The organism is Acidovorax sp. GW821-FHT09A11, assembly GCF_059418365.1.
Genome location: NZ_JBWKPS010000003.1, coordinates 664,205 through 686,839, shown reverse-complemented (window position 1 = coordinate 686,839; position 22,635 = coordinate 664,205). Strand labels below are relative to the sequence as shown.

20 protein-coding genes are annotated in these 22,635 nt (G+C 59.4%); 3 read left to right on the top strand and 17 right to left on the bottom strand.

Annotated elements, in window-relative coordinates:
• Positions 1-890 precede the first annotated feature (890 nt).
• Complete coding sequence (locus tag AC07PV_RS10755; RefSeq protein ID WP_494630207.1) at positions 891-1,442, bottom strand: Spy/CpxP family protein refolding chaperone; 552 nt, start codon at positions 1,440-1,442, stop codon at positions 891-893.
• Between the two features lie 323 nt (positions 1,443-1,765).
• On the opposite strand from AC07PV_RS10755, the gene AC07PV_RS10750 reads away from it, so the two are divergent.
• From AC07PV_RS10750 to AC07PV_RS10740, 3 genes are all read left to right on the top strand, one after another.
• Entirely contained in the window at positions 1,766-2,767 is a 1,002-nt protein-coding gene (locus AC07PV_RS10750) for a recombination-associated protein RdgC (protein WP_494630206.1), read from the top strand.
• A gap of 1,201 nt (positions 2,768-3,968) precedes the next feature.
• Complete coding sequence (locus AC07PV_RS10745; RefSeq protein ID WP_494630205.1) at positions 3,969-4,298, top strand: hypothetical protein; 330 nt, start codon at positions 3,969-3,971, stop codon at positions 4,296-4,298.
• Between the two features lie 133 nt (positions 4,299-4,431).
• Entirely contained in the window at positions 4,432-4,596 is a 165-nt protein-coding gene (locus AC07PV_RS10740) for a hypothetical protein (RefSeq protein WP_494630203.1), read from the top strand.
• 223 nt (positions 4,597-4,819) lie between these two features.
• Here AC07PV_RS10740 and AC07PV_RS10735 read toward each other — a convergent pair whose 3' ends face one another.
• The 16 genes from AC07PV_RS10735 to AC07PV_RS10660 form a co-directional block, all read right to left on the bottom strand.
• Positions 4,820-6,328 carry a hypothetical protein gene (locus AC07PV_RS10735; RefSeq protein WP_494630202.1) on the bottom strand — a complete coding sequence of 503 codons (1,509 nt, stop codon included), beginning with the start codon at positions 6,326-6,328 and terminating at the stop codon, positions 4,820-4,822.
• 16 nt (positions 6,329-6,344) lie between these two features.
• Entirely contained in the window at positions 6,345-7,157 is an 813-nt protein-coding gene (locus tag AC07PV_RS10730; protein WP_218339308.1) for a glycosyltransferase family 2 protein, read from the bottom strand.
• A gap of 5 nt (positions 7,158-7,162) precedes the next feature.
• A complete protein-coding gene (locus AC07PV_RS10725) occupies positions 7,163-7,519 on the bottom strand; it encodes a DMT family transporter (RefSeq protein ID WP_218339307.1) in 357 nt (118 codons plus the stop codon).
• A complete protein-coding gene (locus AC07PV_RS10720) occupies positions 7,519-8,349 on the bottom strand; it encodes a sugar phosphate isomerase/epimerase family protein (protein WP_218339306.1) in 831 nt (276 codons plus the stop codon). Before AC07PV_RS10720 ends, AC07PV_RS10725 begins: the two co-directional genes overlap by 1 nt.
• A complete protein-coding gene (locus AC07PV_RS10715; protein WP_494630201.1) occupies positions 8,346-9,140 on the bottom strand; it encodes an NAD-dependent epimerase/dehydratase family protein in 795 nt (264 codons plus the stop codon). Before AC07PV_RS10715 ends, AC07PV_RS10720 begins: the two co-directional genes overlap by 4 nt.
• The gene (locus tag AC07PV_RS10710; RefSeq protein ID WP_494630200.1) at positions 9,137-10,279 is read right to left on the bottom strand and encodes an FAD-dependent oxidoreductase; all 1,143 of its coding nucleotides are present in this window, start codon (positions 10,277-10,279) and stop codon (positions 9,137-9,139) included. The genes AC07PV_RS10715 and AC07PV_RS10710 overlap by 4 nt, the downstream gene beginning before the upstream one ends.
• Positions 10,279-11,307, bottom strand: coding sequence for a glycosyltransferase (locus AC07PV_RS10705; RefSeq protein WP_218339303.1), 1,029 nt, complete (start codon positions 11,305-11,307; stop codon positions 10,279-10,281). The genes AC07PV_RS10710 and AC07PV_RS10705 overlap by 1 nt, the downstream gene beginning before the upstream one ends.
• Positions 11,308-11,613: 306 nt before the next feature.
• A complete protein-coding gene (locus AC07PV_RS10700; protein ID WP_494630199.1) occupies positions 11,614-13,473 on the bottom strand; it encodes a beta-galactosidase in 1,860 nt (619 codons plus the stop codon).
• Positions 13,474-13,748: 275 nt separating this feature from the next.
• The gene (locus tag AC07PV_RS10695) at positions 13,749-14,933 is read right to left on the bottom strand and encodes an acetyl-CoA C-acyltransferase family protein (RefSeq protein WP_218339301.1); all 1,185 of its coding nucleotides are present in this window, start codon (positions 14,931-14,933) and stop codon (positions 13,749-13,751) included.
• A gap of 49 nt (positions 14,934-14,982) precedes the next feature.
• A complete protein-coding gene (locus AC07PV_RS10690; protein WP_494630197.1) occupies positions 14,983-15,792 on the bottom strand; it encodes an enoyl-CoA hydratase/isomerase family protein in 810 nt (269 codons plus the stop codon).
• 125 nt (positions 15,793-15,917) lie between these two features.
• Positions 15,918-17,717 (bottom strand): AMP-dependent synthetase/ligase, encoded by a 1,800-nt coding sequence (locus AC07PV_RS10685; RefSeq protein ID WP_494630196.1) that lies wholly within the window; start codon positions 17,715-17,717, stop codon positions 15,918-15,920.
• On the bottom strand, positions 17,714-18,535 hold the full coding sequence (locus tag AC07PV_RS10680; protein ID WP_494630195.1) for an ABC transporter ATP-binding protein: 822 nt from the start codon (positions 18,533-18,535) through the stop codon (positions 17,714-17,716). The genes AC07PV_RS10685 and AC07PV_RS10680 overlap by 4 nt, the downstream gene beginning before the upstream one ends.
• A gap of 10 nt (positions 18,536-18,545) precedes the next feature.
• Positions 18,546-19,736 carry an ABC transporter substrate-binding protein gene (locus AC07PV_RS10675; RefSeq protein ID WP_494630194.1) on the bottom strand — a complete coding sequence of 397 codons (1,191 nt, stop codon included), beginning with the start codon at positions 19,734-19,736 and terminating at the stop codon, positions 18,546-18,548.
• Between the two features lie 43 nt (positions 19,737-19,779).
• Positions 19,780-20,817, bottom strand: a complete 1,038-nt coding sequence (locus AC07PV_RS10670; protein WP_218296398.1) for a branched-chain amino acid ABC transporter permease — start codon at positions 20,815-20,817, stop codon at positions 19,780-19,782.
• Positions 20,818-20,825: 8 nt separating this feature from the next.
• Positions 20,826-21,707, bottom strand: coding sequence for a branched-chain amino acid ABC transporter permease (locus AC07PV_RS10665; RefSeq protein WP_494630192.1), 882 nt, complete (start codon positions 21,705-21,707; stop codon positions 20,826-20,828).
• On the bottom strand, positions 21,704-22,570 hold the full coding sequence (locus AC07PV_RS10660) for an ABC transporter ATP-binding protein (protein WP_369640958.1): 867 nt from the start codon (positions 22,568-22,570) through the stop codon (positions 21,704-21,706). Before AC07PV_RS10660 ends, AC07PV_RS10665 begins: the two co-directional genes overlap by 4 nt.
• Positions 22,571-22,635 lie beyond the last annotated feature (65 nt).

Here is a 22,635-nt window from a genome sequence, read left to right as displayed (position 1 = left end):
GAAGTTCTCCCCTGTCTTCTTCTTATGTTTTCTATAAATACATAGTCGTAGTAGTAGAAGGCGGCCCAGGATGTGGACAACTGCCTTTTCCCTCGCCGTGGCGCGCACTTGCACGCCGCCCAACCCTGTGCACCGATCCCTCTTTCCGATGTCGCGCGAAAGGGGACAAAACACGGCCACGGCCTTTTTCTGTGGATAACCAGGCGGTTGTGCCAAAACTATCCCCAGTTTTACGCACTGAACATTCCCACAGAGAGGATTGGCATTGAAATGGCATGAAGCGCTGATGGAGGAAGCGCCAACAGCTACTCAATTGATAGCAAATGAGAAATATAAAGGCCCCCCAGGCGGTGGCGGTAAGGAACCTGCGGGCTGGCGCGGAGCCCTGTCCGCTCGGCGCCGGCCGCCTCATCGCGAGCCGCCGTGTGGACCGGTGCCGGGGGCCGGCCCCACGGGCGTTGGGGGCACGAAAAAGAGGTTCTGGTTATTCTTTTATGGTTCTATATATAAATAGCAGTAGTAGTAGAGCACCCCATTTTTTGTGGACAAGGGGTTTTTTTCCAATGCTGGCGCGGGGTTGCGTGGCCGCAAACTCTGTGCGGCGGGCGGCGCAAAGTCCGGGGCTCACAGACAACAACTTCGGCGCAGCGCCTTCTTCTGTGGATAACCAGCAGGTTGTGCCACAACTGCCCCCAGGGTTATCCACAAACGCCGTCCAAGGCGACCGCCTGCGTGGCCGCAAAGCACAAAGCCCGGGGTCCAGTCAGGACCCCGGGCTTGGGGAGCACGGGAAGAAAAAGTAAAAGGCAGCGCCGGCTGCACGCCGGAGACCCGTCCCCAGGGCCGCCGCCCCGCAGGGCGTGCGGGGGCGGTGGGGGTTGGGTGGGGCGTTACTTCGCCGGTGCGGCGGGCGATGGATGGCCCTCGCCGCCGCGCATGCCGCCGCCGCCGTGGTGGTGGTCGCGCATGCGCTGGTGGCCGCGGTGCGCCTGCGCATCGAAGGTCTTCTGCTGGTCTGGCGTCAGGGCGGCGTAGAAGGTCTTGGTGGCCTCGCCCCGGCGGTCGGCCTCGGCGGCGTGCTGGGCGCGCAGGGCCCGCATGCGGTCGATGCGTTCGGGCGTGGTGAGCTTGTCCATGTCCTTGCGGTCCAGGCGGGCAGTGCGTTCCCCAGGCTGCATCGCGGTGCTGAAGGCCGTCCAGGCGGGTTCCTGGGCGGCGCTCAGCTTGAGCTGGTCCTTCAGGGTGGCCATGCGCTTGGCCATGTGGGCCTGGTGGCGCGCATGGTGCTCGTGGCGGTCAACCCCTGCCTTGTGGCGGCCTTCGGTAGTTGCGGTGGCACCCGCTGCAGGCGGGGCGGCTGGAGGTTGCTGGGCCAGGACCGGCAGGGCCAGTGCAGCGAGAACAGCGGTGGCGGCCAGGCGGTGTTGGAATCTGAAAACCATGGTGTGAGTCCTTTCACAGGGTTGGGAACTCGCCAGGACGACCGTTCCGGCGATTGAGGGCCAGTGTCCGCCCCACATGTATCGCCGCCATACCGGTTGGGTGAGGCTGTGTAAAGTTTCCAAAAGAAACACCCCGCGCATGTCTCGTGAAGGGGGACGGCGCCAGTGGCACGGCAAGGCCCGTTCCACGGCGTCTGCCGGCTGTGATCGTGCCTGTTCATCCGCTCGCGGGTGCGCGGACCGCCAGGGATGGACGGCAGGAAACCTCTCCCGCAGAACCACCGACAATGGCGCATTCCGTCCCAGAAAAGAAAAGGTTTTCCGTGTTCAAGAACATGATCGTGTACCGCATTGCGCCGCAATGGCAGGTCGAATTGACACAAGTGGAAGAGGCCCTGGCCAAGGCGCCCTTCATCGAATGCGGCGCCACGCAGGAAAAGTCCCTGGGCTGGGTGCCGCCGCGTGGCGAACAGCACGGCCCGCTGGCCGAGTCGGTCGGGGGCCAATGGATCCTGCGCTTCATGGTCGAGTCCAAGGTGCTGCCCGGCAGCGTGCTGGCACGCCGCGTGAAGGAAAAGGCAGAACGCATCGAGCAGGAAACCGGCCGCAAGCCTGGCAAGAAGGAAAGCAAGGAACTCAAGGACGAGGCCAAGCTGGACCTGCTGCCCATGGCGTTCACCAAGCAGGGTTCCATGTGGGTGTGGATCGATACGGCATCGCGCCTGCTGGTGCTGGACACCTCCAGCCAGGGCCGTGCGGACGAAGTCGTCACGCTGCTGGTCGAATCGCTGCCCGGCCTGTCGGTGTCGCTCATCAACACCCAGACCAGCCCGCAAGCGGCCATGTCCCACTGGCTCAAGGAACAAGAGCCGCCCGTGGGCTTCACCGTGGACCGCGAATGCGAGCTCAAGAGCGCCACCGAGGAAAAGGCCGTGGTGCGCTATGCCCGCCACCCGCTGGACATCGAAGAGGTGCAGGCCCACATCGACGCCGGCAAGCTGCCCACCAAGCTCGCACTCACCTGGGACGACCGCGTGAGCTTCATGCTCACCGAGGGGCTGCAGATCAAGAAGGTCTCGTTCCTGGACACGGTGTTCGAAGGCACCAAGGCCGATGACGGTGGCTTTGACACCGACGTGGCGATCGCCACGGGCGAGCTGGTCAAGCTGATTCCGGACCTCATCGAGGCGCTGGGGGGCGAGGCGGAGAGTGGGGTGGCCGGCGCGGTGGCTATTGCTGCGTCATCCCCTCCAGAGGGAGGCACTGCAGTGACGGGTCCGGTCGATGCACCAGCAGACGAAGATCCAGCATCGGCGCCGTTTTGAGGGAGGGCACGGAGATTTTGTGTTGAGTGACAGCCAATTGCTGGCACTGTTTGGGGGGACGACGGGGGGGGGTGGAAAACAATTTCAGATATGGCCCGGATATCCATGGCACCCAGGCCATTGCCGTATTGATGGCTCTTGCAGTGCACGCCTCTCAGGCGTGTTTTCCCATGGATTTGTAGGCGTCGATCTGTTTTTGTTATTTCCGGTTACGTCATCACTCCCATTTGGTACCGTGAGTTTGTGCAGAGAAGATTTTCCGTCCGCGAGTTTTATGTGTGCCGGATCAACCGCATTTTCCGGCCCTGCTGCTGGTGCTGCTGTTTTACCTCATCGCCGGCCCCTGGTGTATGTATCCGTCCGAATATTGGCTGATGAGCAAGTCTGTGTTTTTCAGCTCGATATTTTGCGCCAATATCTATTTCTATCTGGAATCGGGCTATTGGGATGTAGCGAGCAAGTTCAAGCTGCTACTGCACCTTTGGTCTTTGGGGGTGGAAGAGCAGTTCTACCTGCCGTGGCCGTTGGTTTTGCTGTGGGCCCACCGTACCCGGCGTTCGCTGGTGCTGGTATGTGTGGGATGGCTGCCGGCTTCTCTTGCCGGCAACCTCGTTCTTACCAGTAGAAGCCCCCCGGCCGCCTTTTTTCTGCCTTTTGGACGACTGGGGGAGTTGTCATCGGGCGGGCGCTGGCGTGCATCTAATAGAGTCGTACGCAGGCAGTTGGCGCGGGCCCTGCGGTTGGCGGTCCCGCCAGCGTGGCCGTGGCGCGTTGGCATGGCTCGGTATGGGTTTGCTGGTTGCCATGCAATTTTTGCCTATAAATCCAGGCAGGTTTCCCGAGATCTATACCGTAGTGGTGCTGGCCGCCGTGTTGATGGTAGGGGATGTATCGGATGCATGGTTTAACCGGAAACCCCTTTCGCATCCAGTGATGGTGTACATCGGAAGACTCAGCTATCCGTACGTTGTATCTGTGGCATTGGCCCCTGCTAGTGTTTGCTGGCCATCCTGATACTAGGTAAGGGCGCGTTGGCCTGGCTTGGATTCCATGGCCTGCAAAGCCCCTCGGTGCCCCGGTCCGCAGGGCCACTCGATGGCTATGAAAGGCCGGAAACTGGGAGCCAGGGCAAGATTCATCTGTTGGGTGACAGCAATGCCGGGCATTTTTTCATGGTCTTTCCTTATTGTATGGAGGCCGCTTGGCGAGCACCGCGACGCCGGGGTGGCTCTATCTCGATGGAGTGATGTTCGACCTCGGATTTGTTCCGCATCGTGATCAAAAGGGCAGCCCGGATATGACGCAGCAAGCGCTGCAAACTATCGAATCCGACCCGGAAATCTTGTCCACAGCCTACATGAGGTATCTGCCTCAGGACAACCTGCGCAGTGTGGAGGAGGATCAGTCTGCGGAAACTGCCGCACAGGCATATGAAAACAGCTTGCGTCGGGCTACGCAGCGCTTGTTGCAGAAAACAAAAAGGTGGTTTTGGTCAAATCCGTTCCCATATATCCCATGCTGTCCACGGTGATGGCCTAAGTAACGAATTGCGGCCTGCTTGGCACGCGCAGTCAGCAGATTGCGCGAGGCCGAGGCAGACCGTCGAATGGGAGCGGCGCGAATATGATGCCCTGATAGAACGCTCAGTCCATGGATTATGGGGCGTGACCATATTCGATAATTCGAGCGATCTCTTCGATGTCCAATATTGTTATGTCAAGCGTAGTAACATTCAGCTCTATGTCGATTCAGGCCACTTCACAATGGCAGAAAGCCAGTTGATGGGAGTTGCCCTGGCACGGGCGGTGGAATACGCACTGGGCCATTGAAGAGGAAAGAGTAAACGGGAGTTGAGCCACTTGCTGAGTGGTAGGGGATGGATTCAGTTCCCCTTCATCTGTGTCCCTGAGGTTTTGCGGACGCCAGACTGCCGAACTTCCGCACAAAATTTTTCGCCATTTCTTCCCTGGTCTGCCCCCGACCAGTTGGGGCATGAACCTGAAAATCGATATCGATAATTCTGAAATTGGATAGCCTGTTCAATGAATAGAGTCATCTACTTCCCCTCGGAAGAACTTCTTCTGCTGGAATATCTTTCCTAATATAGTATGGGCGGTCGGGGGTTTTGTTGTAGAAATTATCCAGTATATTTTGAATACAACCTCCATATGCCTCCCACGGGTATAGGCTCCATACTTTCCATTGGTCAATCAGCATGACTTTGGGAAGGTATTCTGATATTTCCTTGCAGGCATCGATCTTGATCCCGAATATGGGGTTTTCATTGTATTTTTCCTGCCAAGGTAGGTAGAAAAAATGCCCCGAAGCCGGGAGTCTTTCAGAGGCTATGTATTGAAAATTCTGGAATGAATAGGCGATTATTTTGTCGTCTTTGTTGGTATATTTTTTCACGAGCAATGAAAATTCGGTTTCAGTCGGTAATCTATTTTCCTTGAATTCTTGCCGCGCTCCTGGAAGGAGTAGGGAAGATTTGGCAATGAAAAATAGACAGATGACTAGGGTGACGTATTTCAGGGAAAGTGTGTATCCCTGTATATTCCCTAACATCGGCAGAATGGAAATGGCAACAAATAAATAATAGTAAGCCAAGCCGTGAAAGTCAGCGCCCCGGACTAGCACGCTGCCAACGCCAGCGACTAGAAGTCCTGACCGCCAGGGTATTTTATTTTCATGCCGGGAAAGACTGAAGATTCCTGCGGATGTAATTGCCAAGCTCAGGATGGTGAGAGGATAACTTGTCAATTTTTCCCAGGCGGACAGGATGATTGAGAGGATTGAAGGCGTTCCTATATAAATCGGAAGTATTTCCGAATTTAGATAGAAGTGGAATGCTAAATATCCCTTCGCTGAGCCGTAGAAATTCAGAAAAAGTAGATTCAACACCGTGCCTGAAATTATTCCACCTACTGATGTTAATATATATGGCCTCACCAATGAGGAGAAAAATAGAATAATGGCAATGGGAATGTAGGTAACAGCCAGGAACGGAAGACAAGAAAGAAGCAAAGACCCGACGAAGACCCTGTTCGTGGTCAACAGATTTCGATCAATGATTGAAGGAAATGTGTATAGGAACAGTATTGTTAGAATGAGCGGTCCGACAATTGCTTGATACGTATACATGTGCCCCAGGAATAGGGGCATGAGAAAAATTATGAATGAAAACGCATAAACAACGGAAAATATGCGTGTTGTATTATTTTTTAATATGGGTGAATAGTATATTGCGCAGAGACTGATGAGTTGTAAAAGGGCGATGGGAACCCGATGGCCGCGCACTCCAAAATCCCCCATGGATTCCATGGCCACGCCGGATAGAAATGTAAGGGGGCCATGATGGTTAAATATCTCTGAATACAGATATTTTCCGGCTGCCATCATCTTGGCTGTTACGATGGTTTCTGATTCATCTCCCCATTCCTTCTGCCTGAGAAGAAAATACTGATACCTTGTCCCTAGTATCGTGCACAGCAGGAACAAGAAGCCGAGAATATAGTTGAATCCATTATTTCCGGACTCGGAATAAACTAATCTTTTCATTTATGCTCAATGCGCCTTATGCGTCATACTTTCCCAGGCAGGCGCGAAAAAGTGTTGAAAGTACCGAGATATTTCCTCTGAAGCTGCTTATTTTCGTGGGCACTTCACCTGCAGGGTATCTTCTTGTTGTGGGAATTTCCAAGCACTTGTAGCCTTCTTTTGGCGCTTTGTACGAGAGATAGGCCAAAAGCTCGTAAGCAGAAAAAATTTCCCTGAAGGGAGATATTTTTCTGTCCAGGAGCATTTGTCTGCTGTAGGCCCGGAAGCCCTGGGTTGTATCTGTCCAGTGAAAGCCAGAAGCAATGCTTAAAACGGGGGCGTGGATAAATCGAATGGCAAAATATCGAGACGCCGGCGTGTTTTCCGCGATTCCGCCTGAAATGAAACGGGAAGCCTGAACAAAATCGACCCCCTTTTGAAGGGCTTGGATGAAGCGCGGAATGGCCTCTGGATCATCTTTGTCATTGCCGTCGATGGTGACAATTCCCTGATATCCGTGGTCGAGGGCAAAGGCATAGGCACAGCGTAGTTGCGCACTGAGCTTTCCAGGCCCTTTCTTGACAAGCAAACCACTGACATCAAGGTTCTTCAAGGTGGCGGGATTGGTGGAACCGTCGCTGCTTCCACCATCCACGATGATGATGTCAGCCAGCTTCGAAATGTCGCACGCCTGCATGCGCTGCAACAGCTTCTGAATGCGTTCCCCTTCATTGATGACGGGAACCACAACGCACCAAGGGTGCTCACGACCCAACCAGAGAGGCGCATCAAAGTCGGGAATCTGCCAAGAGGCTCTTGCTTCAGGAGCAATGTCGGACATGGTTGGCATGGTTGTCATGTAATGCGTGAGGAGATAAGGAATACGCCAGCAATCACCAAAAATATTCCCGCCACGGTCATCCAATGAAAAGGTTCCTTGAAAACTATGGCTGAGAGTACTGCCACGGTGGCGACAGCCCCGCTGGTTAATATGGGATGGGCAACATTCAGAGGAAATCTTGCAAGCGCCGCGGCATATAGTAGAAATGCTCCACCGTATAGACCAAGACCAAGCCAGAATGGCCAGTTGGTAAATGCTGCCATCGGGTCTGAAAGCGAAGGGAATTTTCGGGGAGGCAGCATTGCAAGTTTAATCAATACGCTCGCTGAGGCATTGGCCGCAATACCCATCAAAAGAATGACCCATTTCATCAAATAGAGCCTTGTTGAACTTGGTAAGTGCTTTTTGCAAAGGCCAATGCACGCTGGATAGCCGCTAGATGCGGCTCATTGCTGGTCGCAAGCATTTCTATCGTCAGGATGTGTTTGGGCAAGTAGTTCATCAGCGCTTCCCTGATGCCACGATGATCTGTTCCCGGGTCGCCCAGGGGTGACAATTGTGGTTCGCTTGCGTGAATGTGGCCAATCAAATGGGCGTTTTGCGCGATCACCTCGGGAGCGCATTCGCCGTTGATGAACATAGCCCCGGTATCCAGCTGCATGCGGATGGCAGGATGCGAAACAATATTGACGACGTGCGCTGTCTCAGTGCTGTCTATCATGAAGTTGGCCCCATAGGATGGAGGGTTCGGTTCGAGACAAATTTCAACGCCATGGGTCTGCGCAATATCTCCCAATGTGCGAAAGAAGGAAACGGCACGATCTGTTGCTTCATTGACTTCCAATCCTGATCGGTCTCTGTTCCGGGGAGAGCCGAAGACCAGTTTGGTGGCACCCAAGCAGCTTCCTATCCTGCATATGGAAGCGAGGTGGCTGAGCATCGCGCTCCGGGACTCATCGGCGCCAAACATGTTCAGCCCCGTAGTACCAAACATGAGCGCCTGCATCCCTACGATGGTGATGCCGCGCGCACCCCACCAATCCCTGACGGTGGCGATCTCCTTGTCAGTAACTGTGTCATTGTGGGGAAAATATTTCGCTGGAGCTATGTCGATGGCATCCACGCCTTGCTCATGGAGGACCTGGGCCACCGCTTCGTCTTCGGCGGTGTCCCACGCAATATTGGAAAAAGATATTCTCATGAAGCCACGTGTGGATTGGAGATCGATGAAGAAGGCTCGGATTGTGCGTAGGAGCGAATCGCCTGAAGGGTCTCGCGGCAGCTGTATTGATAGCTACCATGGCTTCCGAAAAGGGACGCGTGGCAAGTCCTCATGTCATATTTAACGGGAATGCCTTCCAAATGATTCTGGAAGGGCATGCCGAAGCCTTGGCGTGCCACCTCTTCAACACGTACCGGTTCTGCCGTGAGATGAACCAATTTCAATTCAGCCGCCAGGGCGATTTCTATATCGCTCCATAGGTTGACCATCGGATAAAATTGAAAAATATTCCGGCTATCAATGGATTTGAGGTTGTTACTGTTGTGAAAATCGTAAACGATGTTCTTTCGCAGTCCAGGGCCTACCAATCCCGGTAGTCTAACTATGAGATGCTCGGGAAACCGGGACTGGACGAATTTCTCGAGATAACGCCTATGCAATCCGTAGGCATGTAAACCTTCTTCATCGACCGTGGTCTCTTCGGTCACCTCCACAGGTTTTTTGAAAACATCCACGGTGCTGATCAAAATAAACTTCCCGCACTCAATTGCATTAAGATGATGGATGAGGGCATCTACTATTTTCTTGTCGGCTTCAGGCTCGCGATTGGCTATCCATTTTTGTGCAGGAGCCGCGGCACAAACGACCATGTCGAATCTTTTTCCTGGAATATCCTGAATATTTTTTGATCTATAGAGCTCATCAAACGAAAATTGCTTGAGCAATGTGCTGCCCACAAATCCAGAGAAGCCAATCAGTGCTGTTTTCATGAAATGCCTTGGGGTATCGAGAGATTTTCAGAGTCTAGTTTTTCCAGTGCGTCATAGATATTGTCTATTTTTCCGCCTAGTATGGAATAACATCCCGGCAATTCGGTGTATTTTTCAAAGAGAATGGGCCTACCGTCATCATTTTCATTCTTCTTTAGTACGGTTTTAACTTCGAAGAATGATCTAACGTGTTTGGATTTCTGGACTATCGGAATATACCTGGCTACGTCTCGGATCATGCGGTCGAATCGCGTAGCACCATCATAGTTGGCAAGCTGTTGATAGGGATCTGAATCCTGCTTGTCTTCCCAGCTGAAATGCGGCGTGTATCGAACATGCGAGAGGGTGTGCAATCCTTGCGATGGAAAAGGCATCACCGAAAAGAAGGGGCCATCCATGACGGTAATCCCTATTTTTTTAATTTCTGAAGGCATTTCTATGAGCGCCAGTTCAGTTATTTCATGCTTCAGTTTGGTGTGGCTGCCGGGGTAATCACCTTTCAGTTGATTGAGGCCGCTGTAAGTGCAATTGAAAAGATACTTGCTGTGGATGGTCTGTTTTTTCTCATGAGTGCTCTCCAGAGATATTTTCATCCCACCGGTGGTTGATCTGTTTACGAGTGTGGCACTTGTTTCCAGGAGCACGTGGACGCCACATTCGCTCAGCTCGCGTTGAGCCCACCGAGCCAACTGCATGGCATCGAAAGCATATTCCTCGACCAGGAAAACATCCTCGATAAGTTTGGGATTGAAAAGATGTCTCAGCGGCCCGTCCACACGGGTTGTGGTCGCGCCAATCTCCTGGCAGAAGCGTTCAAATTGTTTTGAATTGACTTTGGAATTACTGCGAGCTATGGCGTATAACTTCGTGAAATCCCGCGTGATGGCCTGAGGCCAATCTTGCACGAAACGTGGAAAATTAACCCGGCTACGGAAGGCGGTCGTAAAACTTCGTGGATAGTGATAACCATTGTGAACCCGTGCCTGGTTGTGATAGGACGCACGTGTCAGGAGTTCAGTCTCCTTTTCAATCAGGACAATTCGCTTGAAGCCCCGCTGACGGGCCAGGTAGATGGCTATCGCCGAGCCGTAGAAACCGCCTCCGATGATCGCAGCATCGCAATTCTGGGTGAAATCCATCACCGCACCAGTTGTTTTTCAGTTGTGCGAGGGGATGGGGCTTGCGGGGAAGCGGCTTCCTCGATGTTTAGTTTTTCGCGGCGTGTCATGTGAGCGCTGGTGAATTCCTGTCCTACATGGTAGAGCGGACCTTCATTGGAAAGGCTTGCCATGTGCAATATGTACTCCCCCAGGACCAACAATACCAGTGAAATAAGGAAAAACATTCCCGATTGTTGTAAGGAAAGGCTCACCCAGCCGGGTGCAACATTGGTTTTGAAGATGCCGATCGCGACGACATATATCGAATAGATCAGATTCGCGATGGCACCAAATAGCGAGAGGAAAGTAACAAGCCGCATGGGCGCGCGCGTTGTGGAAACGAGCAGCCTGATTCCCCGATTAATGCTTTCACCTACTCTCTTTACTTGCGGGGTGTGTGGCTCGCTGCTGTATTCCATATTTGCGCGAGTAAATCCGCCCGTGGCAGGCAAATGTCGGTAGGTGATGGCCGGTTGTGGGTGCTGGTGAATGAAATTCACCACACGTCTGCTCAGCAGGCGATATTGGGGAGCTTCTTTTTCTAGGTGAATTCCATTGAAAATCTTGTAAAATCTATTGAAGGCCGCATAAGCTAGTTCATATAAAATCCCCTGCTTCGCCTTTTTTGCGTTGCTGGCAAAAACTACATCAGCGCCATTTACGGCCTTGTCCAGCATTTCTGGAAGAAAGGAAATATCATCCTTCAAGGGGTCAATAATAGCGATGAAATCTCCAAGGGCATTTTCCAAGCCGACCCAGGCAGCCGTATCGTTGTCAACCTCCTTGATGAGTGCATAAACCTGTAGATTAGGGAGACCGGACTGGCTTGTTAATTTTTTGAGTACCACAAGGCTCTGGTCATCAGATGCTTTGTCAATGACTATGATTTCGTAGTCGCTGACGAGGGATGACAATTGTGCTGTTGTGGACAGCAAAATTCCTTCAAGATGCTGTTCGTGGTTTCGTACTACGTACACAACTGAAAGGAAAATTGGAAAATGATTCATTGAATATTTCATACTTTTCAGTGCATGTGTATCGAGCCTGTGTGGATGTGCTCACCAGATACCACTGCCAGAAAAGATGTCTGAATAAGTTGATCTCAACCCATGAGAATACCCATGGGGGCGAACTGACCTTGATTCGAACCCTGTGCCTGAAACCTTTTACATGGCGCATGCAGATGCGCGGCACAGACTGATCGATGGAGGGACCTCGGGCTGTTCAGCTGCCTGCGCGGCAAGCCATCCGGCCTACTCTTAGTAAACGCGCCCTCTGTGCTTTTGGAAGACAAGGATCTTCCCCCGTCCCGCTCATTGCCGTTCGGCGGCTGCAGTCTTGCGAGACGGCAGTGTGTTCATGATCTCTTTCACGAACAACTTTCTCCACGCATCGCCAGTGTGGTCTTCGACAAGCTGGGGAAGAAAGCCGAACGCCAGGGTGCGTTCACCGCGGACCATGATGCCCTTGTCATTTCGCAGCAGCTCTGTAGCCAGTACCTTGAAGCCATTCTTGGGGGTAATGGCGGCATAGCTCGCATAGAGACGGCGCGAGGGCTTGAGGCGGTAGATGGCCCCATCAATCAAAAAAATGCCCCCGTTTTTCTTCCACTCTATATCGGCAATCCCAAACACCTCATGCATCCAGTCAAAGGTGGGCTTGCCGTTTTCGTCGAATTCACCCAGGCGCATGTCCTGGATGAGCGACCCGCCGTTTTTCCAGTAGGTGGTCAGCTTGGATTTGATGCTCTGTGGCAGGGCAGCCTGGTGCGGGACGAGGATGGCATCCAGGCGCTGGATGAGGGGATCGTCCTGCAGAAGGTTCTTTTCGCCGATGACATGCACATCCATCCCGGGCTCGCTGCTCAGGATCTTGTAGGACGCGAACAGCGCATCACGGTGGGTGTTTCTGCCTGCGCTTCTTTCCCCGTGCCAGACGTGAAAGTTGGTCGTGGAGCCCAGGATGCCAATCTTGATCCGGGGGGCCGTGCTGGTTGCCGCTATGTGGCCAGATGGGGCATTGAGCTTGTCCATGTCAAGGGCGGAGAGGGAGCCGCCGCCTGCCTGGTGCGCGAACCCTCCGATCTCGTAGCCCATCACATTGGCCTGCGTCAGCGATTGGGTGACGGAGCGTTGGATGACAGGCATCAGTTCCCGCGATCTTTTTTCGGCCTCCCATCGCTCACCGTAGGCACCCACCATGATTTTCCTGTAGCCCAGCGAGCCCATGTAGTTGGCAAGCGTGGGCAGGACGTCTGCATCCGGCACCAGGCTGTAGCCATCGTAGAAGTTGAAATCGATGACGGCTATGTCGATGCACCCAGCCAGTTTTTCAACGATGCCGGTGGCATAGATGGCGTCATGCGACGTGAATGTCTCGGCGAAATATCCGATCGCCTGCGCCCCCTTGTCCCGGATCACCTTGGTGTATGCGCAGGTGGCTTCCTGGAGCCGGTTTTCCCGAAACTCCTTGTGGGCATGCAAAAGAGGTTCCGCTTTGGGCACCCCTGCGGCAATGTTGTTGTTGTAGTTGATGACAGGCTGACGGGCGTTGTTGTGCTTCCTGGCGAAGTCATTCTGTGTGGACTCCTTGTAGTCCCGCCACTGGTAGCCCATCTGCCCATACTTTATTTCGTGTTCCTCCTGGAGGCCGAGGGCATAGCCGAGCACCTTTGCGGGGTAGCGCCTGGAAAAATGATCGACCGTTTGCGCGATGAAAGCGTGCGCGGGCTTTCTGATCCTGTCGTCCGTGAAATCCGGTTGCCAGCTCGGGTCGCCCGAGAAATTCCGCATGACGGCATCGGGATGTGCGGCAGTGATCCACTGCGGGACCGTGGACATGTTGGGCACCAGCTTGCCGCTCTCGTCCTTGTAGGGCCGTCCCCCCATGTCGATGACCAGCAGGAGCGACAGCCCGCCGTTGACAAGGGCATCCATGTGGCCATGGTAGTGGCTGAACTCGTACAGGCCTTTGCTGCGCTCGATGTCGGACCAGTTCAGGTACACCGTGGCGTGGCTGAATCCCTTGGACTTGAGTTCGCCGGGAAGATTCTTGTTCTGGCTGAGGTCCCAAGGCATCACGATGATGCTGGACACCGGGCGGGCCGCGACGGCGCTGCTGGCAAAAGGAATCAGGGAGAAAAGCAGTGCCGCAATGCGAAAGAGTTTTTTCATGGGGATCGCTGGAGAGTAACGCGGGGCGCTCCGGCTGGAGAGCGCTGTCCAGCGCGATCATACTGACGCGATCGGCACAGGCCTCGGAAGCCGAAGTGGCCCCCGGGACTGCGCCGGGCTCGCTCCTTGCCCAGGCGCCGCGCCACGCAAGGGCGAAGCGTATTCACAGGATCCACGGGACTCAGTTGCTATTTATTTGGTAGCAATCGATGGTGGATGGGAAAGCGCTGGAGGCAAAACTCCTGAATGGCGGCAGCGCGGGGACGGCGCCGCCCTCACACCCGCTCGAACACCGCCGCGATGCCCTGGCCGCCGCCGATGCACATGGTCACCAGCGCATAGCGTCCGCCGGTGCGGTGCAGCTCGGCGATGGCCTTGGTGGTGATGATGGCGCCCGTGGCGCCCACCGGGTGGCCCAGCGAAATGCCCGAGCCGTTGGGATTGACCTTGGACGGGTCCAGGCCCAGCTCCTGGATCACCGCACAGGCCTGGGCGGCGAAGGCCTCGTTGGCCTCGATCACGTCCATGTCCTGCACGGTGAGGCCGGTGCGCTGCAGGACCTTGCGCGTGGCCGGCACGGGGCCGATGCCCATGTAGGCCGGCTCCACGCCCGCATGGGCGTAGCCCACCAGGCGGGCCAGGGGTGTGAGGCCCAGGGCCGACACGCGTGCGCCCGAGGCCAGCACCACGGCGGCGGCGCCGTCGTTGATGCCCGAGGCATTGCCGGCGGTGACCAAACCGTCCTTCCTGAACGCGGGCTTCATGCCGGCCAGCACCTCCAGCGTGGTGTTGGCGCGCACATGCTCGTCGGTGTCGAAGACCACCGTGCCCTTGCGCGTGGCGATCTCCACCGGCACGAGCTGCTCGCGGAAGTAGCCCGCCGCGATGGCATGCGCCGCGCGCTGCTGGCTCTGCACGGCGAGTTGGTCCTGCATCTCGCGGCCGATGCGGTAGCGCTCGGCCACGTTCTCGGCGGTGATGCCCATGTGCATCTTCTGCCACGGGTCGTGCAGGATGCCGAGCATGTAGTCGATGCTCTTGGCGTCGCCCATGCGCGCGCCGTAGCGCGCGGCGGTGTCGAAGTAGGGGCCGCGGCTCATGGATTCGCTGCCGCCGCCGATGGCGATGTCGCAATCCCCGTAACCGATGGCCTGGGCCGCCGAGATGATGGCCTGCAGGCCCGAGCCGCACAGGCGGTTGACGTTGAAGGCCGGCGTCTCGATGGGGCAGCCGGCGTCGATGGCGGCCACGCGGGCCAGGTAGGCGTCCTTGGTGTCGGTGGGGATCACGTTGCCCATCACCACATGGCCGATGGCATCGGCGGGCAGGCCACTGCGCGCGATGGCGGCCCTCACGGCAGTGGTGGCGAGATCGGTGTTGGGCACGTCCTTGAGGCTGCCGCCAAAGGTGCCGATGGCGGTGCGGGCGGTGGAGAGGACGTAGACGTCTTGAAGGCTCATGGGAAGTTTCGGCGAAGGGGAGGTGGAAGGCGGGATGGAAAAAGGAAGGTCAGCGGCCCGTGAACTGCGGTGCCTGGCGCGCGTGGAAGGCGTCCACCCCGGCCTGGAAGTCCTGCGTGCCCGCGCAGTGCACGAAGGCCCGCGCCTCGGCGGCCAGTTGCTCGGGCAGGGTACGGTCCATCGACTCGCGCATCAGGCGCTTCATGGCGCCGTAGGCCAGGGTGGGGCCTGCGGCCAGGCGCTCGGCGATGGCGGTGGTGGCGGCGTCGAGCTCTGCAGCCGGCACCACGCGGTTGACCAGGCCGAGGCGCAGCGCATCCTCGGCGGTGAAGGCCTCACCCAGCAGCGCGATCTCCAGCGCCTGGCGCATGCCCACCAGGCGCGGCAGCGCCCAGGAGGCACCCACGTCGCAGCTGGTGCCCAGGTTGATGTAGGCCAGGTTGAAGCGCGTGCCCTCTGCCACGAGCACATAGTCGGCCATCAGCAGCAGGCTCAGGCCCGCGCCTGCGGCCACGCCGTGCACCTGGGCGATGACGGGGGCGTTCATCTGCGCCAGCAGCGGCAGGGCCTGGTTCAGCGGCGTGAGGATGTCGATGGCGCCCTGCACGGGCGTGGCCCGCAGCGTGGCCAGGTCACCCCCGGCCATGAAGCCCTTGCCGTTGCCGCGCAGCACCACGGCGCGCACCGTGGGGTCGGCGGCAATGGCTTGCACGCTGGCGAGAAAGGCCTGCGCCATGGGCACATCGATGGCGTTGAGTGCCTCGGGGCGGTTGAAGCGCAGGGTGGCGATGGGGCCATCCCGTTCGAGCAGCAGGGGGGTTTGTGCGGGCGGTGCTTGCACGGTGGTAGACGAGTTCATGGTCAAAATACCTTCCAGCGCTTGCTGAATAAGCGCAAGACGCTTCTATATTGATAGCATTGCTGAGAGCAGGATGGCAAACGAAACCCACAACGGCCCTGCGCGACCTGCCTTTTTTCTTCTCTCTACCGGTACAGCGCCTCGATCTCGGCAGCGTAGGTCTTGTAGATGCTCGAGCGGCGCACCTTCATGGTGGCGGTGACCTCGCCGTCGTCGTGGTCCAGCTCCTTGGTGAGCAGGTGGAACTGGCGGATCTGCGAGACCTGGGCCAGGCGCTCGTTGCCCCGGCGGATCTCGGTGTCGATGAGCTCGCGCACCTCGGGCATTTCCACCAGCGAGCGGAAATGCGTGAACGCCAGGCGCCGGGCCTCGGCCCACTTGCCCACGGTCTCGTAGTCGATCATCACCAGCGCACCCACGAACTTGCGGCCCTCGGCGACGATGATGCATTCCTTGATGAAGGGGCTGCCCTTCATGGTGTTCTCGATCTCCGAGGGCGTGAGGTTCTTGCCGCCGGCGGTGATCATGATGTCCTTGAGCCGGTCCACGATCTTGATCTGGCCCTGCTCTTCGCGCACCACGTCGCCGGTGTGCAGCCAGCCATCGATGATGCTCGCGGCCGTGGCCTCGGGGTTCTTGTAGTAGCCCGCGAACACCATGTCGCCGCGCAGCTGCAGCTCGCCGTTGTCGGCGATGCGGTGCTCCACGCCCAGGATGGGCACGCCCACGGTGCCGACCACCACGTTGTCCAGCCGGTGGCCCGTGACCATGCCGGTGGATTCGGTCAGGCCGTAGACCTCCACCAGCGGCAGGCCGAGCACGCGAAAGAAGCGCACCACGTCGGGCGGTATGGGCGCGGCCCCGGTGAGGGCCACGCGCGCCTGGCGCAGGCCGACGAAGTTCTGCAGCGCGCGGAACACCAGCCAGTAGCTGGCGGCGAAGGCCAGGCGCTCGCCCAGGCTCCAGGCGCTGCGCGGCTTCTCGGCCAGCGGCTGGCAGGCGGCGACCGCACGGTGGAACAGCCGGCGGCGCAGGCCCCCGGTCTCCTGCAGCTTGATGTGGATGGCGGCGTGCATCTTCTCCCAGATGCGCGGCACGCCCAGGAACATGGTGGGCGCCACCTCGCGCAGGTCTTCCTGCACGGTGCGGATGGACTCGCCGAAGTTCACCTGCGAGCCGATGTACACCGGAACGAAGCTGGTGAGCATCTGCTCGGCCACGTGGCACAGCGGCAGATAGGACAGGTGCGTGGTGGCCGCGTCGAGCTGCAGCCGGTCGACGATGCCGGGCACCACGCCGCGGATGTTGCGGTAGCTGATCATCGCGCCCTTGGGCTTGCCGGTGGAGCCCGAGGTGTAGATCATGAGGCCCACGTCGTCGAGCGCCTGGCGCGCCAGGGCCTCGTCCACCAGCGCCTGCTGGCCGGATGCGGCGCCCAGCGCCTCCACCTCGGCAAAGGTGGCGATCAGCGCGCGCACCTCGGGTGCGAAGCTGCGCAGGCCCTTGGTCTCGATGACGATGATCTTTTTCAGGCGCGGCAGATCGGGCAGGGCCGCGAGCAGCTTGTCGGTCTGTTCCTGGTCTTCGCAGACCATGACCTCGATGTCGGCATGGCCGACCACGTAGGCCACCTCGTTGCTGGGGCTGGTGGGGTAGACGCCCACGGTGACCGCACCGACCAGGCCCGCGCCCATCTGCGCGAGCACCCATTCGATGCGGTTCTCGGAGATCACGCCCACATGGCCGCCGGCCGGCAGGCCGAGCGCGCGCAGGCCCAGGCCGAAGTGGCAGGCGCGCTCGTGGTAGCGGGCCCAGGTGAAGGGCTTCCAGATACCGAAGTCCTTTTGCCGGATGGCCACGCGCGCTGGCTCGGTGCGTGCGCGCTCGCGCAGCATCTGGGGCAGGGTGAGGTTCGGGAGGTTCATGACAGCCAACGCTTCCTGCGCTTGTAGTGCTTGATGTCCTTGAAGCTCTTGGCTTCCCCGCCACCCCCCATGCCCAGGTAGAACTCGCGCACGTCGGGGTCACTGGCCAGGCGCTCGGCCGAGCCGTCGATCACGATCTTGCCGTTCTCCATGATGTAGCCCTGGTGGGCGACCGCGAGCGCCACGGTGGCGTTCTGCTCCACCAGCAGCATGGAGGTGCCGCGCTCGGCGTTGATGCGCGCGATGATGGTGAAGATGTCTTCCACCAGCTTGGGCGACAGGCCCAGCGAGGGCTCGTCGAGCAGGATCAGCTGGGGCTGGGCGATGAGGGCGCGGCCGATGGCCAGCATCTGCTGCTCGCCGCCCGAGAGATACCCGGCCAGGCCCTTGCGGCGCTCGTGCAGGCGCGGGAAGTAGCTGTAGACGCTGTCGAAGTCGGGCTTCGCATCGGCGCGGCCCGTGAGCGCATAGGTCGCGGCCACCAGGTTCTCTTCGACCGTGAGGTCCTCGAACACGCGGCGCCCCTCCATCACGTGCGAGAGCCCATTGCGCACCAGCTGCTGCGGTGCCAAGCCCGCGGTGGGCTGGCTGTTGAAGCGGATGCTGCCCGACTCCACCGTGCCGTCTTCGAGCGCCAGCAGGCCCGAGATGGCCTTGAGCGTGGTGGACTTGCCCGCGCCGTTGCTGCCCAAGAGCGCCACGATTTGCCCGCGCGGCACGGCCAGCGACAGGCCGCGCAGGGCCTGTACGACCTTGTTGTAGATGACCTCGATGTTGTTGACTTCGAGGACGTGGTCCGGCGTGGCGAGCGGGGTCATGGCAGGCTGGTCACAGTTTGATCCAGTCGGAGGCCGCGACCATCTTCTGTGCCTTCATGTCCGCGCGGTACACGCGCCCCACGGGGATGGAGTTGCCGCTGATGGTGATCGGCACGCCGATCAGGCCACCAGTGTCGAAGTCCTTGATGCTGTTGAGCGCGGCCTTGAGGTTCTTGCCGTCGAGGGGCTTGCCCGCGTCCAGGCAGCGCCTGGCCGATTCGGTGAACAGCATGGCGGCGAGAAAGCCCTGGATGTAGGCCGTGCTCTGGTACTCGGGGCGCAGCGCGCGGATCTTCTCCAGCATGGGCGCCTTCTCGGTGTCGTAGTAGTAGCGGTAGGGCATCACACCCATGAAGCCGTCGGCGGCCTCGCCCATCTTCATCACGGTGGAGCTGTCCATGGTCCAGAAGGTGCCCATCCACTTGCTGGTCATGCCTTGCTGCTTGCCCTGGGTGATGAACTCGGGGATGGGCGCGAGGATGTAGCCGTGGAAGATGGTGTAGTCGGGCGCGGCGCGGCGCAGCTTGATGACCTCGCCCGAGACGTCCACGCTGCCCGCGGGCGTCATGATCTTGACGGGCACCGACAGGCCGAGCGCCTTGGCGGTGGCCTCGCTCTTGTCGATCGGGTCGCGGCCGAATTCGGAGTCCGAGTACACGAAGGCCACCTTGGCACCGGGCTTTTCCTTGGCGATGTGCTTGAGCAGGATGCCGAACATCTCGGTGTAGTCCGGGCCCACGAGGAACTGGTTCGGGTACTTCTTCGGATCGTTGAGCTCGCTGGCGAACGAGGCACCGGCCATCAGCGTGGTGCCCGCGCGGTCGAGCTCGGGGTTGATGGTCTTGGCAAAGCCCGTGGAGTCGCCGTAGTAGAGGTTCACCTTGTTCTGGCTGGTGATCTTCTTGTACGCGGCCACTGAGACGTCGACCTTGTAGCCCGTGTCCTCGGGCACGTACTTGAGCTTGCGGCCCTTGATGCCACCCGCGTCGTTGACCATCTTCACGTAGTCGCCGATGCCGGCGTTGATGCCCACGCCCGCGAACGCGAACACGCCCGTGAGTGGGATGGAGCCGCCGATGACGATGTCTTCGCCGCTGGCCTGCGCAGTGGCGGTGAGCGGTGCGGCCAGCGTGGCGCCCGCAGCGAGCAGCAGGGTGCGGCGGCGCTGTGACATGGGGGATGCGTTGGTGGTGGTGGGCATGGTGCTTGTCTCCTTCATGGTTTTATGGGCTGTGGCGGCTCTCTCAATTGCGGAACGGCCACAGATGGAAAAAGCGGCGAATGCGCCGCCACACTTCTGCGAGCCCCTGTGGCTCGAACACCAGAAATCCGATGATCAGCAGGCCGAAGATCACGGTGCGTACGGGCGAGAGGAACACCGTGAGCTCGTTGCCGCCGGGCAGCAGGGCGACCACCAGCTTGAGCAGCTCGGGCACCATGGTCATGAACACCGCGCCCAGGATGCCGCCCAGGATGGAGCCCATGCCGCCGACGATGATGGCCGCCAGGAAGAAGATGGACATGAGCAGCGGAAAGCTCTCGGGTGTGACCACGCGAAAGAAGTAGGCCCACAGGCCGCCTGCCACGCCCGCGTAGAACGAGGACAGCCCGAACGACAGCAGCTTGTAGCGCAGCAGCGGTATGCCCAGCACCTCGGCCGAGATGTCGCGGTCGCGGATGGCGATGAAGGCGCGGCCCACGCGCGTGCGAAACAGGTTGGCCGCGCCCAGCAGCATGAGCACGGTGACCGGCACGATCACCCAGTACAGGCGGAACGAGGTATCGAGCGGCAGGCCGAAGAGTTTGGCCGGCGGCACGCTCAGGCCGCCGGTGCCACCCGTGAACTTCCAGTTGGCGAAGATGAAGTGCGCGATGAACGACGCCGCGATGGTGGCGATGGCCAGGTACAGGCCCTTGACACGCAGCGAGGGGATGCCCACGACGATGCCACCCAGCATGGCCACGAAGCCGCCGGCCAGCAGGTTGAGCACGAAGGGCGTGCCCGCGCGCGTCTCCAGCACGGCCACGGTGTAGGCCCCGAGACCCATGAAGGCCGCCTGCCCCAGGCTCACCAGGCCCGTGTAGCCCGTGAGGATGTTCAGGCCGGTGGCGCTGGCGACGTTGATGCTGACCAGGCAGGCCAGGTACAGCCAGTAGTCGCTGGCCATGAAGGGGAACAGCAGCAGCAGCGCGGCGGCCACGGCGAGCCAGACCTTCTGCGTGCGCGAGTCGAACAGCGCCGCGTCGGCGACGTAGGATTCCTTGAGGGTTCCGATGCGCATGGCGTGCCTTACAGACGTTCTATTTCGTGCGTGCCGAACAGGCCGTACGGCCGCACCAGCAGCACGGCCACGAGCACGATGAAGGTGGCCAGCAGCTTGTATTCGCCGCCCAGGTAGGCGCCCGCCAATGCTTCGACCAGGCCGATGAGCAGGCCGCCCAGGAGCGCGCCGAGCACGCTGTCGAGCCCGCCCACGATGACCACCACCAGCACCGACAGGCCGAACACGCCCATGCTCGACGAGATGCCGCCGATGGAGCCGACGATGATCCCGGAGACCGCGGCGATCATGGCCGAGACCACCCAGGCCAGCGAGAACACGCGCGGCACGTTGATGCCCACCGAGTAGGCGGCGGCCTGGTCGCTGGCCGTGGCGCGCAGGGCCACGCCGCCGCGCCAGAAGCGGAACACCAGCAGCACCGCGGCGATGAAGGCCACGGCGATCACCGCGCCCCAGAACACCTTGGGTGCGAGAAAGGCCTCACCGATCATGATGGGCTTGGTGGGCATGAACTCGGGCAGGCGGCGCTGGTCGGCCGTCCAGATCATTTCCACCAGGCCCACGAGCACCGAGGCCAGGCCCACGGTGACCATGAAGACGGAGATCGGCGGCTCGCCCAGCAGCGGGCGGATCATGGTGCGCTCGATCACCGCGCCCAAGAGGCCCGAGCCGAGTACCGCCGCCGGAATGGCCAGCCACAGCGGCAGCGCGAAGGTGGCGGCGAAGGTGAAGAAGAGGTAGGCGCCGACCATGAGCAGCTCGCCGATGGCGATGTTCACCACGCGCGTGGCCTTGTAGACCATGACGAAGGCCAGCGCCGCGAGCGCATAGAGGCCACCGCCGGCAATGCCGGTGAGGCTGATTTCGAAGAGGTAGGCCCAATCCATCATGCAACCCCCTGCAGTGGCGTCGCAGCACCGGCATGCAGGCGGGCCCGCAGGTCGCCCACGTCGCCCGAGCCCAGGTAGGCGCGGATCACCTCGGGGTTGGCCTGCACCTCCCCCGGCGTGCCCTGGGCGATGACCTGGCCGAAGTTGAGCACCACCACGTGGTCCGACAGGTCCATCACCATGCCCATGTCGTGCTCGACCATGAGCACCGTCACGCCCCATTCGGCGCGCACGTCGAGGATGAAGCGCGCCATGTCCTCGGTCTCCTCGCGGTTCATGCCGGCCACGGGCTCGTCGAGCATCAGCACCTCCGGCTGCATGGCCAGGGCGCGGGCCATCTCCACGCGCTTTTGCAGGCCGTAGGGCAGGGCCGAGACGGGCGCATGGCGGATGTGGTCGATCTCCAGGAAGTCGATGATGCGCTCCTCGATGTCGGCACGCAGGGCGGCCTCTTCGCGGCGCGCGCGGCCCACGTAGAGCAGCGCGTCGAGCACATTGGTCTTGAGGTGCGCATGCCGCCCGAGCTTGATGTTGTCGAGCACCGTCATGCCGCGAAACAGCGCGATGTTCTGGAAGCTGCGCCCCAGGCCCAGCCGGGCGCGCTGCGGCGCCGGCACCCGCGTGATGTCCTGGCCCTTGAAGCGGATGGCGCCGCTGCCCGGGCGGTAGAAGCCCGAGATGGTGTTGAACAGCGAGGTCTTGCCCGCGCCGTTGGGGCCGATGACGGCGGTGATGGAGCCGGCCTGCACGCCAAAGCCCACGCCGGTGAGCGCCTTGACCCCGCCGAAGGCCAGCGTGACACCGTCGACCTGCAGCAGGGGCGGCGCGCTGGCGGGGGGAATGCCGGGTGGGTGTGTCTCCATTGGCTTTCTAATGCGGGTTTGTGCTGACCAGAAAATTCCTGCGGGCCTGCAGAAATTTCCTACTT